Annotated in this window: 17 protein-coding genes; 16 read left to right on the top strand and 1 reads right to left on the bottom strand. The window is 68.1% G+C overall.

The window, feature by feature from the left end; all coding sequences use genetic code 11:
* Positions 1–32 precede the first annotated feature (32 nt).
* Positions 33–902, top strand: a complete 870-nt coding sequence (gene accD / locus ACVCL9_RS06605) for an acetyl-CoA carboxylase, carboxyltransferase subunit beta (RefSeq protein ID WP_395119027.1) — start codon at positions 33–35, stop codon at positions 900–902.
* A gap of 341 nt (positions 903–1243) precedes the next feature.
* Positions 1244–1678 carry a DUF4399 domain-containing protein gene (locus ACVCL9_RS06600; protein WP_447098697.1) on the top strand — a complete coding sequence of 145 codons (435 nt, stop codon included), beginning with the start codon at positions 1244–1246 and terminating at the stop codon, positions 1676–1678.
* 21 nt (positions 1679–1699) lie between these two features.
* Here ACVCL9_RS06600 and ACVCL9_RS06595 read toward each other — a convergent pair whose 3' ends face one another.
* A complete protein-coding gene (locus tag ACVCL9_RS06595; RefSeq protein ID WP_447098698.1) occupies positions 1700–2503 on the bottom strand; it encodes a transporter in 804 nt (267 codons plus the stop codon).
* A 26-nt stretch (positions 2504–2529) separates the two neighbouring features.
* Between ACVCL9_RS06595 and gltX the strand changes: the two genes are divergently transcribed.
* From gltX to hisIE, 14 genes are all read left to right on the top strand, one after another.
* The gene (gene gltX, locus ACVCL9_RS06590; RefSeq protein WP_447098699.1) at positions 2530–3930 is read left to right on the top strand and encodes a glutamate--tRNA ligase; all 1401 of its coding nucleotides are present in this window, start codon (positions 2530–2532) and stop codon (positions 3928–3930) included.
* A gap of 35 nt (positions 3931–3965) precedes the next feature.
* Positions 3966–4244, top strand: coding sequence for a hypothetical protein (locus ACVCL9_RS06585; RefSeq protein WP_447098700.1), 279 nt, complete (start codon positions 3966–3968; stop codon positions 4242–4244).
* A gap of 15 nt (positions 4245–4259) precedes the next feature.
* Positions 4260–4775, top strand: coding sequence for a transcriptional repressor (locus tag ACVCL9_RS06580; protein ID WP_395119017.1), 516 nt, complete (start codon positions 4260–4262; stop codon positions 4773–4775).
* A gap of 95 nt (positions 4776–4870) precedes the next feature.
* The gene (locus ACVCL9_RS06575) at positions 4871–5302 is read left to right on the top strand and encodes a MerC domain-containing protein (protein ID WP_395119015.1); all 432 of its coding nucleotides are present in this window, start codon (positions 4871–4873) and stop codon (positions 5300–5302) included.
* Between the two features lie 93 nt (positions 5303–5395).
* Positions 5396–5557, top strand: coding sequence for a 30S ribosomal protein THX (locus ACVCL9_RS06570; protein ID WP_395119013.1), 162 nt, complete (start codon positions 5396–5398; stop codon positions 5555–5557).
* Between the two features lie 217 nt (positions 5558–5774).
* Positions 5775–6110 carry a YerC/YecD family TrpR-related protein gene (locus ACVCL9_RS06565; protein ID WP_395119011.1) on the top strand — a complete coding sequence of 112 codons (336 nt, stop codon included), beginning with the start codon at positions 5775–5777 and terminating at the stop codon, positions 6108–6110.
* The gene (hisG, locus tag ACVCL9_RS06560) at positions 6107–7000 is read left to right on the top strand and encodes an ATP phosphoribosyltransferase (protein WP_395119009.1); all 894 of its coding nucleotides are present in this window, start codon (positions 6107–6109) and stop codon (positions 6998–7000) included. The genes ACVCL9_RS06565 and hisG overlap by 4 nt, the downstream gene beginning before the upstream one ends.
* Positions 7001–7028: 28 nt before the next feature.
* The gene (gene hisD / locus ACVCL9_RS06555) at positions 7029–8327 is read left to right on the top strand and encodes a histidinol dehydrogenase (RefSeq protein ID WP_447098701.1); all 1299 of its coding nucleotides are present in this window, start codon (positions 7029–7031) and stop codon (positions 8325–8327) included.
* A complete protein-coding gene (gene hisC, locus ACVCL9_RS06550; protein ID WP_447098702.1) occupies positions 8324–9391 on the top strand; it encodes a histidinol-phosphate transaminase in 1068 nt (355 codons plus the stop codon). Before hisD ends, hisC begins: the two co-directional genes overlap by 4 nt.
* Positions 9388–10455 carry a bifunctional histidinol-phosphatase/imidazoleglycerol-phosphate dehydratase HisB gene (gene hisB / locus ACVCL9_RS06545; protein ID WP_447098703.1) on the top strand — a complete coding sequence of 356 codons (1068 nt, stop codon included), beginning with the start codon at positions 9388–9390 and terminating at the stop codon, positions 10453–10455. Before hisC ends, hisB begins: the two co-directional genes overlap by 4 nt.
* Positions 10455–11045, top strand: a complete 591-nt coding sequence (hisH, locus tag ACVCL9_RS06540; protein WP_447098704.1) for an imidazole glycerol phosphate synthase subunit HisH — start codon at positions 10455–10457, stop codon at positions 11043–11045. Before hisB ends, hisH begins: the two co-directional genes overlap by 1 nt.
* Positions 11042–11770 carry a 1-(5-phosphoribosyl)-5-[(5-phosphoribosylamino)methylideneamino]imidazole-4-carboxamide isomerase gene (gene hisA, locus ACVCL9_RS06535; protein WP_447098705.1) on the top strand — a complete coding sequence of 243 codons (729 nt, stop codon included), beginning with the start codon at positions 11042–11044 and terminating at the stop codon, positions 11768–11770. Before hisH ends, hisA begins: the two co-directional genes overlap by 4 nt.
* On the top strand, positions 11764–12537 hold the full coding sequence (gene hisF / locus ACVCL9_RS06530; RefSeq protein WP_395118997.1) for an imidazole glycerol phosphate synthase subunit HisF: 774 nt from the start codon (positions 11764–11766) through the stop codon (positions 12535–12537). The genes hisA and hisF overlap by 7 nt, the downstream gene beginning before the upstream one ends.
* 111 nt (positions 12538–12648) lie before the next feature.
* Positions 12649–13281: a bifunctional phosphoribosyl-AMP cyclohydrolase/phosphoribosyl-ATP diphosphatase HisIE gene (gene hisIE / locus ACVCL9_RS06525; protein ID WP_447098706.1), complete on the top strand. Its 633-nt coding sequence runs from the start codon at positions 12649–12651 to the stop codon at positions 13279–13281.
* The last annotated feature ends 21 nt before the right edge of the window (positions 13282–13302 follow it).

Genomic DNA, 13302 nt, shown 5'->3' with positions numbered 1-13302 from the left:
ACCCGGCCGTCTCGAAAGTTTGAGGTATTGCGATGAATTGGCTGCAGAAGATCATGAACCCGCGTACCCGCACGCTCCCTTCGGGTGGCGGCAAGGGCTCGGTGCCCGAGGGCGTGTGGGAGAAATGCGCGGGCTGCGGCACCGTGCTGTACCGGCCTGAACTGGAACGCAACCTGATGGTGTGTCCCAAGTGCGGCCACCATCACTACATCAGCGCACGGGCGCGCCTGGGCGCGCTGCTGGACGAAGGTTCCGGCCAGGAACTGTGGGCCAGCATGGAACCGGCCGATCCGCTGAAGTTCCGCGATTCGAAAAAGTATCGCGACCGCATCATCGCCACCCAGAAGAAACTGGGCGAGAAGGACGCCATGGTCGCGATGAGCGGCCGCTTGAAGGGACGTCCGTTGATGGCGGTGGCGTTCGAGTTTGCCTACATGGGCGGCTCGATGGGGTCGGTGGTGGGCGAGAAGTTCGCCCGCGCCGCCGAACGTGCGCTGGCCGACAAGAGCGCGCTGGTGTGTTTCTCCGCCACTGGCGGTGCGCGCATGCAGGAGGCGCTGTTCTCGCTGATGCAGATGGCCAAGACCTCGGCCGCGCTGGCGCGTCTGCGCGATGCCGGCGTGCCGTACATCAGCGTGCTGACCAACCCGACCACCGGTGGTGTCTCGGCCAGCCTGGCGATGCTGGGTGACATCAACATCGGCGAGCCCAAGGCGCTGATCGGCTTTGCCGGTCCGCGCGTGATCGAGCAGACCGTGCGCGAGACGCTGCCGGAAGGGTTCCAGCGTTCGGAGTTCCTGCTTGACCACGGTGCGATCGACCTGATCGTCGACCGCCGCGAGATGCGCGACAAGCTTGCCGACCTGTTCGGCATCCTGACCCGGGCCGATCGCGCGGCCTGAGCGCGCGTCGCGTGTCGCGGAGCGATGCCGCCCACGGGCGGCATCGTCGTATCGCGGGCCGGGTTTTCCACAGCTTCTGTGCGCCGTCGCTGTACAAGCCTGTGGACAACCGCGCTTCGTCCTTTGCCGGCAATGACTTGCCACGCCTTGATGATTTTCTGAGCAACCGCGCGAGAGTTTTCCACAGCGACTGTGGAGCACGTTCGGCAAAGCCTGTGGACAAATTCGCTATCTGCTTGAGCGCAAAGGCAGCCACGACGGCGTGAGCATATTGCGCACAGTGGGCGGCGGCGCGGTGCAGCGCTTACACTGGGAGTTCCCCTTTGCTGGAGGTTCCCTCGATGAATCGCATCCTGCTCATTCTCGCCCTCACCGGTCTGGCCACTGTCGCGACGGCAGCCGAAGCACCTGCGCTGCCGGGCACGTCGGCGCCGGCCGCCGCCAGGGTCTACATCATCTCGCCCGCGGACGGCGCCACCGTCGGCCAGGAATTCACCGTGCGCTTCGGCCTCGAGGGCATGGGCGTGGCGCCAGCGGGCGTGACCAGGGAGCACACCGGCCATCATCACCTGCTGGTCGACGTGAAGACCTTGCCCGCCGCCGGCCAGCCGATTCCGGCCGACGCCAACCACATCCATTTCGGCGGCGGCCAGACCCAGACCACGCTGAAGCTGGCCCCGGGTACGCATACTCTGCAACTGGAGCTGGGTGACGCGAATCATGTGCCGTTCGTGCCGGCGGTGGTGTCGAAGAAAATCACCGTCCACGTCAAGTAATCGCGGGGGCGTGCGACCCAATCAGCCGCCGAAGTAGATCGACACGCCCAGATTGCCCTGCCACTGGTTTGCCGAGCCGTGCAGGCGATGGTCGAAGCCCGCGTCCAGTTGCACGCGGGGCGTGACCATCCACTGCACGCCGGCACCGGCGAGGCTGCCGTTGCCCTCGCCGGGCAGGTGCTGCCAGGCGAGTTCGGTGTACAGGGTCAGCGCCGACGACAGCGCATGGCTGTCGTCCAGCGCCACGGTGGGGCTGTCGGCACCGCCGCGGCGCACGTTCTCCAGGTAAAGGCCCAGCGAGTGGCGCTCGCCGACATCCAGGTTGAACTGCGCGCCGAGCAGGTACTGGCGATGGTCTCCGCGGAACTCCCGCTCGCCGTCGGTGAAGGTGACGCTGCCCAGCAGGCCCCAGCTGAAGCCCGCATGGCTCGACGGCAGCGCCAGCTTCAGCCCCAGCTGGCTGTCGCCGCGGCCTTCCCTGTGCACGCTGCCGCCCGGGCTGGCTTGCCGCAGCACGTTCCAGGAGTCGCTGCCCAATTGCATTTCCAACGGCCCGCCGAGCCCGATGCGCAGCAAGCTGTCGGCGGTGTACTGCGACACGGTGACGCCATCCTGCCGGTCGCGGCTCCAGTCCGGCAGGCCTTGTTCGAGGATTGCCTCGCCAGCGGCCAGCACGCCCGGCGTGAAGCCGTAGCCGGGGCGGTCGAAACCGGGGTTCTCCGCCCTTGCGGGTGCGGCGGCGACAAGCAGCGCCAGCGCGAGCATGGAGGTGGGCAGGGCGCGCATGCGAGGCCGGCGCTGCCCGCGGTATCGGTTAAAATCCATCGTTTCTCCTTGTTGTCCGGAACATCATGGCCGTCCGTACCCGTTTCGCTCCCAGCCCCACCGGCTTCCTGCACATCGGCGGCGCGCGCACCGCGCTGTATTGCTGGCTGGAGGCGCGTCGTCGCGGCGGACAGTTCATTCTGCGCATCGAGGATACCGATCGCGAACGTTCCACAGACGCGGCGGTGCAGGCGATCCTCGACGCCATGCACTGGCTCGGCCTCGATGCCGATGAGGGCCCGTTCTACCAGACCCGGCGACTCGATCGATACAGGCAGGTTGCCGACGAGCTGGTCGCCGCCGGCAAGGCCTACTACGCCTACGAGAGCAAGGACGAGATCGAGACGATGCGCGAGGCGGCCATGCAGGCCGGCGAGAAACCGCGCTACAACGGTTACTACCGCGATCGCAACGAGGCGTGCCGCGACGACCCCAACCGGGTGATCCGCTTCCGCAACCCGATCGAAGGCTCGGTGGTATTCGAGGACAAGGTCAAGGGCCGCATCGAGATCGCCAACAGCGAGCTGGACGACCTGGTGATCTTTCGCTCCGATGGCTGGCCGACCTACAACTTCGCCGTGGTGGTCGACGACATCGACATGGGCGTGACCGAGGTGATCCGCGGCGACGACCACGTCAACAACACGCCGCGGCAGATCAACATCTATCACGCGCTCGGCGCGCCGGTGCCGGAGTTCGCGCACCTGCCGATGATCCTGGACAAGGAAGGCAAGAAGCTGTCCAAGCGCACCAACGCGGTCAGCGTGATGGATTATCGCGAGCAGGGTTTCCTGCCCCACGCGATCCTCAACTACCTGGTGCGGCTGGGCTGGTCGCATGGCGATCAGGAGATCTTCTCGCGCGAAGAGATGATCGCGCTGTTCGACATCGCCGACGTCAACAAGGCGGCCTCGCGCTTCGACACCGAGAAGCTGGCGTGGCTGAACCAGCATTACCTGAAGACCGACGAGCCGCAGTCGTTCCTCGCCGAGTTCGAATGGCACCTGCAGCGCGCCGGCGTGGACGTCGCGCAAGGCCCCGCGCCGATCGAGGTCATCGTGGCGCTGCGCGAGCGCGTGCACACGCTGAAGGAAATGGCCGAGCGGGCGAAGATCTGGTACGGCCCGATCACTGCCTGGGACGACAAGGCGGTGGCGAAGCATCTCGGCAATGCCAGCGCCCCGGGCGTGCTGGCGGCGGCGAAGACGCTGCTGAGCGCGTGCGAGTGGAAGCCGGCGGCGGTCCACCTGGTCATCGAGCAGGTGGCGGCGCAGCTGGAGTTGGGCATGGGCAAGGTGGCGCAGCCGCTGCGGGTGGCAATGACCGGTACCCAGGTCTCGCCCTCGATCGAGGACACGATCTATCTCACGGGGCGCGAGGAGGCGATCCGCCGCATCGACGCCGCGATGGCCATGACCCATGCCTGAGTTGGCGGCGCGGCGCAGCTGGCGCCAGTCTCCCCGTGGATGAGCTGCTGGCCCGCGCCACCCAAGGCGTCGATCTCGACGCCCCCGGCGCGTTCAGGCACGTCTTCTTCAATCTGTTGAATATGGTGCCCTGGGCAGCCATGTTCTGGTGGAATCTGCTGTTCGTCGCCGTGGGCCTGCTGCTCGGCTGGTGGCGCGGCCGGGTGCTGGAAGCGGTCTTGTGGTCCTGGGTGCTCGGCCCGATCGGCTGGATCGTGATCCTGTGCAGGCCGCGCGGCCAGCCGGCCGTGAAACCGCCGCCGGTGCCGCGCTGAGGCGGGCGGTGGCGGATGTATGATCGAGGCGAGGTGAATGCTTTGAACCACGATGTTGCCGACAACGCGCACGCGCACCACCCGCACCACCATCATGACGCGAAGGGTTTCGTGCGTGCGGTGGAACACGCCAGCGAGGAGCGGGGCCTGCGTCTGACCCCCCTGCGCAAGGAGGTGCTGGAACTGATCGCGGCATCTCGCATACCGGTCAAGGCGTACGAACTGCTCGACCAGCTGCGCGAACAGCACGGCAATGCCGCTCCGCCCACGGTTTATCGCGCGCTGGATTTCCTGCTCGAGAACGGCTTCATCCACAAGCTGGAGTCGATCAACGCCTTCGTCTCCTGCCACCATCCGACCGAGGCGCATCAGGTCCCATTTCTGATCTGCGACAACTGTTCCAGCGCGCAGGAGGTCTGCGACGAACGGGTCGCCGAATTGATCGAGGCGCAGGCCCGCGCGCTGGGTTTCCGGCCGCAGGCGCAGACGCTGGAAGTCCACGGTCTGTGCCGGGCCTGCCGCAAAGCCTGAACGGCGACCATCGCCCGGTAGCGCGACCTATTGTTATAATGTAACATGCCGGCCAGATTCCCCGGCCGCCTCGCGCGGCGACGGCAGGCAGGCAGATGCATTCCGGGCAGGCAGGCACATCGCGTGGATGGCAGAGCGCCGATCGCATCGGCGCGATCGCCTCGTTCCTGTGTGCGATCCACTGTGCCTTGCTGCCCTTCGTCTTGGCCGCGCTGCCACTGGTCGGGCTGGAGTTCCTGGCCGACCATCGCTTCGAGCGGGGTTTCGTGGCGTTTGCCTGCGTGCTGGCGGTGATCGCACTGGTGCGGGGCTTTCGGCGCCACCAGCAGCCCTTGCCGTTGCTGCTGGCCATCCCGGGGTTGCTCCTGCTGATTTCCGGCGTCACCTGGGCCGAGGGTGGACTGACCCTGGTGCACAGTGCACTGGTCACGTCGGGCGGCCTGCTGCTGGCCGCCGCGCACTTCGTCAACCTGCGTCGCGACCGCCGTGTCCAGGTCCACGTGCACGGCCCGCAATGCGCGCATTGAGGCTGGTTGGCGCTGGGCGTGGGTGGCCTATGGCGTTGCCCGCCGCACTGCTATGATGGACGGCCGTACATCCATCGAATCAAGGAGTTCCCCATGGGCAAGGGCGATCGCAAGACCCGCCGCGGCAAGATCTACCGCAGCAGCTACGGCAATACGCGCGCGCACGCGCTGGCCCCGGCCGTGGCCGGCACCAAGCCGACGGTGACCAAGGCGCCGGCGACCCGCAAGGCGGCCCCGCGCAAGAAGTCCGCCTGAGTCGACACGGCTTTCCCGTGTTGCCAGGAACCCCCGCCTCGGCGGGGGTTCCTGTTTTTGGGGCCGGGATGACCGCGCATTCGTCTGTCGAGAGCCGGGATGCGGGCTCCGGGATGCGGGCTCCAGGATGGGGGGGCGAGCGGCGAGGAACGAGGGGATTGCGGCAGCGCCGCATGGGTGTATGATGCGCGCCACTGTGTTAATGCGTTAGTACATTATGAAGCGTCGATCGCTTGATCCCGAAACACCCGTCGAGTCCGCCGAGCTGAGCCTGTACGAGGCGTTGCTGTCGCTGAAGAACGTCGAGGAAGTTGGCGCGTTCCTCAGCGACCTGTGCACGCCGGCGGAACTCGAAGTGCTGGTGGACCGCTGGCGGGTGGTGCCGTTCCTGCTCGAAGGCGTGTCGTACCGGGAGATCCACGAGCGCACTGCGGTCAGCATCACCACGATCGGGCGGGTCGCGCGCTATCTCAACCAGGGCAGCGGCGGCTATCTCGCGGCCGCGGCCCGCGCGGCGCGGCGGCAGGCGCAGGCGGCAAGGAAGAGGGCATGAAGCCGCGCGACCGCCTGCGCATCGCGATGCAGAAATCCGGACGGCTGACCGAGCCGGCGCTGGACCTGCTCAAGCGATGCGGCCTGACCTTCCGGCAAAGCCGCGACAAGCTGTTCTGCTTCGGCGAAGGCGAGCCGGTCGACCTGCTGCTGGTGCGCGACGACGACATCCCCGGCCTGATCGCGCAAGGCGTATGCGACGTCGGCATCGTCGGCCGCAACGTGCTGGGCGAGTTCCAGCTCACTGCCGGGCGCGATGGCGAGCCGCTGGCCGAACTGCGGCCACTCGGCTTCGGACGGTGCCGGTTGTCGATCGCCGTGCCGCAGGAGCTCGACTATTCCGCGCCCGGCGATCTCGCGGGACGGCGCATCGCCACGTCATACCCCGGCCTGCTTGGTGAATGGCTGCGCGCGCAACACATCGACGCCGGCGTGGTGACCCTGGCCGGCTCGGTCGAGATTGCGCCGAAGCTGGGCACGGCCGACGCGATCTGCGACCTGGTGCAGAGCGGCGGCACCCTGGTGGCCAACCAGTTGCGCGAGACCGAGGTGCTGCTGGAGAGCGAGGCGGTGCTGGCCGGGCCGGTGACCCTGCCGGCGGACGAGCGCGGCGACATGCTGGAGTTGTTGCTGAAGCGGCTCGATGGCGTGATCCAGGTGCGCGAATCGCGGCTGCTGCTGTTGCAGACCTCGCGTCACTCGCTGGAGGCGGTCACCCGGTTGCTCCCCGGCGGTCCGCAGCCGACGCTGCTGGCGGTGGCTGGCCAGGCCGACCAGTTGATGCTGCAGGCGTTGTGCGCCGGTGAGGTGAGCTGGCGGCAACTGGAGGAAATCAAGAAGGCCGGCGCACGCGAGATGTTCGTGCTGCCGGTGGAGAAGATGCTGGCATGAAGCAGGGCAGCACGAGGAGTTCGCTTGCATGAAACGTCTGGACTGGAACGCCCTGGACGAAACGGCCCGGCGCGAGGCGCTGGCGCGACCGGCGCAGTCGCGCGCAGACGACGTGCGTCATGGTGTCGAACGGATCGTCGCGGCCGTGCGCAAGGACGGCGACACGGCGTTGCGCGCGCTCAGCGCCCGGTACGATCGCTGCACACTGGATGCACTCGAGGTCGACGAGGCCGAGTTCGTCGCGGCCGAGACGGCGCTCGATCCCGAATTGAAAGCGGCGATCCGCGAAGCCGCCGCACGCATCGAGTTGTTCCATCGTGCCGCGGCGCTGCGGCCGGTGGCGGTCGACACCGCGCCCGGCGTGCGGGTCGAGCGCATGCTGCGGCCGGTCAGCCGGGTGGGCCTGTATGTGCCGGCTGGCAGTGCGCCGCTGCCTTCCACTGCGCTGATGCTGGGCGTGCCGGCGCACATCGCCGGCTGTCGCGAGGTGGTGCTGTGCTCGCCCGCGCGCGCTGACGGGTGCTGCGACGAGGCGGTGCTGTACGCCGCGCGCCTCACCGGCGTGCACAAGGTGTTCAAGCTCGGTGGCGCGCAGGCGATCGCCGCGATGGCCTACGGTACGGAGTCGGTGCCGAAGTGCGACAAGCTGTTCGGCCCCGGCAATGCCTGGGTGACCGAGGCGAAGCTGCAGGTGTCGTCCGACCCGGACGGTGCGGCGATCGACATGCCGGCCGGGCCGTCGGAAGTACTGGTGATCGCCGATGCCACCGCGAATCCGGTGTTCGTCGCCGCCGACCTGCTGTCGCAGGCCGAGCACGGACCGGATTCGCAGGTGATCCTGCTCAGCGATTCGGTGGAGCTGATCGAGCGCGTGGAGCGTGAGGTCGAACGTCAGTGTGACGGCCTGCCGCGCGCTGACATCGCGCGCCAGGCGCTGGCGCAGAGCCGGTTGATCGCGGTCGACTCGCTGGCGCAGGCGGTCGAGGTGAGCAACCGCTACGCGCCCGAGCACCTGATCCTGCAGGTGGCTGAGCCGCGCGCGCTGCTCGACGGCGTCGACAGTGCCGGCTCGATCTTCCTCGGTCCGTGGACGCCCGAATCGGTGGGCGATTACTGCAGCGGCAGCAATCACGTGCTGCCGACCTACGGCTACGCGCGCAGCTACAGCGGCGTGTCGGTGGCCAGCTACCAGAAGCAGATCAGCGTGCAGGAAGTCAGCGCCGACGGCCTGCGCCGCATCGGCCCGTGTACCGCGACGCTGGCGGCAGCCGAGCAGCTGGAAGCGCACCGCCGCGCAGTGACCCTGCGGCTGGAGGCATTGGCATGAGCGTGCTCGATCTGGCGCGGCCGGAGATCCGCGCGATGCAGCCGTACTCCTCGGCGCGGATGGAGGCCAGCGGCGGCGAGGTCCTGCTCAACGCGAACGAGTCGGCGTGGGCACCGGTGGGTGACGACGGACTCGGCTGCAACCGCTACCCCGAGCCGCAGCCCGTCGCATTGGTCGCTGCGCTGGCAGCACTGTATGGCGTGCGGCGCGAACAGTTGCTGGTCGGCCGCGGCAGCGACGAGGCGATCGACCTGCTGCTGCGCGCGTTCTGTCGCGCCGGCCGCGATGCGATCCTGATCCAGCCGCCGACGTTCGGCATGTACGCGGTGTGCGCGCGGGTGCAGGGCGCCGGCATTGTCGAGGTGCCACTGGCGGCGGATTTCACCTTGGACGTGGACGCGGTGCTCGCGGCACTGACCCCGGCGGTGACGCTCGTCTTCGTGTGCACTCCGAACAATCCCGCCGGTCAGGCGGTGCCGCGTGCGGCACTCGAACGGCTGGCGCGGGCGCTGTCTGACCGCGCCTTGCTGGTGGTGGACGAGGCGTACGTGGAGTTTGCCGACGACGGCAGCATCGCCGACTTGATCGACCGCTACGACAACCTCGCCGTGCTGCGCACTCTGTCCAAGGCCTGGGCGCTGGCCGGCGCACGCATCGGCAGCCTGCTGGCGAACGCCGGCGTGGTCGCCTTGCTGCGGAAGATCATGGCGCCGTACCCGTTGCCGTTGCCGTGCGTGGACGCGGCGCTGCTGGCGCTGTCCGGCTGGGGCCAGGCGAATGCGCGCGAACACCTCGCCGTCGTGCGTGCGGAGCGCACGCGCATGTGCGAGGCGTTGCGCCGGTTGCCCGGCGTGCGCGAGGTGTTGCCTTCGCAGGCGAACTTCCTTGCCGTCCGCTTCGACGATGCCGCCGACGTCTACCGGCGCCTGCTCGCCGCCGGCATCGTGGTGCGCGACGTGCGCCGCTACCCGAACCTCGCCGACGCGCTGCGCATCACCATCGGCACGCCGGCGGAGAACGAGCGGGTACTGGCCGTGCTGGCTTCGGATCGAGGCATCGCATGACCGTCCGCAAGATTCTTTTCGTCGATCGGGACGGCTGCCTGATCGAGGAGCCGGCCGACGAGCAGGTCGACAGCTGGGAGAAGCTGGCCCTGCTGCCCGGAGTGATCGCCGCGTTGCAGCGCTTCGTCGCCGCCGGCTACGCGCTGGTGATGGTGAGCAACCAGGATGGGCTGGGCACCGACAGTTTTCCCGAATCCGATTTCCGTGGCCCCCACGAACTTCTGCTGCGCATCCTCGACTCGCAGGGCATTCGCTTCCGCGAGGTGTTGATCGACCGCAGCCTTCCGCACGAAGGCCTCGACACGCGCAAGCCCGGCGTCGGCATGCTGCGCCACTACCTGGCCGACGACGGCTGGAGCCGCGCCGCCTCAGCGATGGTCGGTGATCGTGAAACCGACCTGCAGCTTGCCGCGAACCTCGGCGTGCGCGGTTTTCGCGTGGGCCTGCAAGGTATCGGCTGGGAGGAGGTGGCGCACCGGCTGCTGGATGCGCCGCGCACCGCCACCGTGGTGCGCCACACGAAAGAGACCCGCATCACCGTCAAGGTCGACCTGGATCGCGCAACCGACCCGCAGGTGCGCACCGGGCTGGGCTTCTTCGACCACATGCTGGAACAGATCGGCAAGCACGGCGGCCTTGCGCTGGAACTCGATTGCGACGGCGACACCCACATCGACGAGCACCACACCATCGAGGATTGCGCGCTGGCACTCGGCCAGGCCCTGAAGCAGGCGCTCGGCGACAAGCGCGGCATCGGTCGCTACGGTTTCACCCTGCCCATGGACGAGGCGCAGGCCAGCGCCGCGCTGGACCTGTCCGGCCGACCGTACTTCGTGTTCGAGGGCAGCTTCCCGCGCGAGCGCGTGGGCGAGGTGCCGACCGAACTGGTGCCGCATTTCTTCCGCTCGCTGTGCGAGACGCTGGGTGCGAACCTGCACCTCGCCGTGCGCGGCGACAACGCGCACCACATGGTGGAAGCCTGCTTCAAGGTCGTGGCGCGCGCCCTTCGCCAGGCGATCGCGCGCTCCGGCAGCGAACTGCCGAGTACCAAGGGCGCGCTGTGATGAGCGTGGTACTGGTCGATGCAGGCGGCACCAATATCGGCTCGGTGCGCTACGCCTTGCAGCGTCTTGGCGCAGATGCCGAATTGACCTCGGAGGCTGCCGCGATCCGCGCCGCCGACAAGGTGATCCTGCCCGGCGTGGGTGCGGCCGGACCGGGCATGACGCGGCTGCGCGAGCTGGGTCTGGTCGAGGTCTTGCGTTCGCTGCGCCAGCCCGTGCTCGGCGTATGCCTGGGCATGCAACTGCTGTGCACGCATTCGGAAGAGGGCGACACCGCATGCCTCGGCCTGATTCCCGCGTCGGTGCGACGCTTCGCCGAGGCTCCCGGTCTGCGTGTGCCGCACATGGGCTGGAATGAGGTGTCGATCCGGCGGGAACATCCGCTGCTGGCCGGGCTGGGCGAGGGCGAGCAGGCCTATTTCGTGCACAGCTACGCGGTACCGGTCGGCGACTGGACTCTGGCCACCGCCGACTACGGCGGCGCGTTCTCGGCGGTGGTCGCGCACCGCAACTTCCACGGCATGCAGTTCCATCCCGAACGCTCCGCGGGTGTCGGCGCCCGACTGCTGAAGAACTTTCTCGAACTATGAACTTCGACGTGATTCCCGCGATCGACTTGCGCGGCGGCCAGGTGGTGCGCCTGAAGCAGGGCGACTACGCGCAGCAGACGACCTACGCGGCGGACCCGCGCGAGCTGGCCAGGCGCTACGCCGACGCCGGTGCGCGCTGGCTGCACCTGGTCGACCTGGATGGCGCACGTTCGGGCCGGCTGGACAATCTCGCGGTGATCGCCGCGATCGCCACCGATGGCATGGCGATCCAGGCCGGTGGCGGCGTGCGCGAAGAGGCAGATCTGCAGCGGTTGTTCGATGCCGGCGTGCAGCGCGTGGTGGTTGGCAGCGTGGCGGTGCGCGATCCGGCGCGTGTCGCCGCCTGGCTGGCGAAGTACGGCGCAGAGCGGCTGACCCTCGCGCTGGACACCCGCCACGCGGAAGGACGCTGGGTCCTGCCCAGCGCCGGCTGGACCGAAGTGGAGGCGCGCACGCTGGACGAGCTGGCGCCGTGGTACGCAGCACGCGGTGCCCGTCACCTGTTGTGCACCGACATCGATCGCGACGGCATGTTGGCCGGCTTCAATCTCGACCTGTATCGCCACCTCGTGACCAGCGTGCCGCAACTGGCGCTGCAGGCGTCCGGCGGGGTGCGCTCGCTGGACGATATCCGTGCCGCGCGCGATGCCGGCGCGAATGCGGTGATCCTCGGTCGCGCCCTGCTGGAAGGGAGTTTCACCGTGGCTGAGGCGCTGGCGTGCTGAGCCGCCGCATCATTCCCTGCCTCGACGTGCGCAACGGCCAGGTGGTCAAGGGCGTGCGCTTCCGCGACCACGTGGTCATGGGCGAAATCGTCGACCTCGCGCTGCGCTACCGCGACGAAGGCGCCGACGAGCTGGTGTTCTACGACATCACCGCCAGCCCCGAGGGACGCAGCGTGGATCGCAGCTGGGTGGAGAAAGTCGCCCGGGTGATCGATATTCCGTTCTGCGTCGCCGGCGGCATCCGCTCGGTCGACGAGGCACGCGCGGTGCTGCATGCGGGTGCCGACAAGATTTCGGTGAACTCGCCCGCCTTGGCGCGGCCCGCGCTGATCGACGAACTGGCCGCCGCGTTCGGCGTGCAGTGCGTGGTGGTCGGCATCGACTCGTTGCGCGACGGCGACGGCGAATGGCGCGTGCGCCAGTACACCGGCGATCCCGCGAAAATGCAGGCGCTGCCGCGCCGCACGCTGGACTGGATAGTCGAGGCACAGCGGCGGGGTGCCGGCGAGATCGTGCTCAATTGCATGGACAGCGACGGGGTACGCCGCGGCTACGACCTGGACCAATTGCGGGCCGCCCGCGCGATCTGCCAGGTGCCGTTGGTGGCCTCCGGCGGTGCCGGCGCTCCCGAACATTTCCGCGATGCCTTCGTCGAGGCCGACGTGGATGGCGCGCTGGCGGCCAGCGTGTTCCATTCGGGCGCCATTTCGATTCCCGCGTTGAAGCGCTACCTGCAAGCTGAAGGCGTACGAGTGAGGAGTGAGTGAGCAGGAGTGAGAAGTGAGAGACAGCAGAAACCTCACCGCAATGGTGGATCGGATGCTTTCTGTCACTTCTCACTTCTCTCCACTCACTTCTCGCTCCAAGGAGATCAACCCATGACCACCACCCCCGCAATCAATCCCGATGTTCCCGACTGGGCCAAGGGCAATGGCCTGCTGCCGGCGATCGTGCAGCACTGGCTGAGCGGCGAGGTGCTGATGCTCGGCTACATGAATGCCGATGCGCTGGTGCAGACGCAGGCCGATGGCCACGTCACCTTCTACAGCCGCAGCAAGCAGCGCTTGTGGGTGAAGGGCGAGAGCTCCGGTCACGTGCTCGCGCTGAAGTCGATCCGCCTCGACTGTGACGCCGACACCTTGCTGATCCAGGCCGAACCGCACGGCCCCACCTGCCACACCGGCACCTCCAGCTGCTTTGGCGACAGCGCCGACGTGCGCCCGCCGCTGGGTTTCCTCGCCGAACTCGACGCGCTGGTCGCGCAACGCCACGTCGCGCGGCCGACCGGCAGCTACACGACGAAGCTGTTTGACGACGGCATCCGCCGCATCGCGCAGAAGGTGGGCGAGGAGGGCGTGGAAACGGCGCTGGCCGCGGTAGTGCAGGACGACGAGGCGCTGCTGGGTGAAGCAGCGGACCTGCTGTTCCATCTCGTGGTCGTGTTGCGGGCACGCGGATTGTCGCTGGCGGACGCGATTGCGGTGCTGGCCGACCGGCACCGGGCGCGCTAGCGAGGAGGCCGGTCGGTGCAG

This window comes from Rhodanobacter sp. UC4438_H5, from assembly GCF_052978405.1.
Note: the sequence above shows the minus strand (reverse complement) of the source record. Positions and strands in the feature narration are given on the sequence as shown.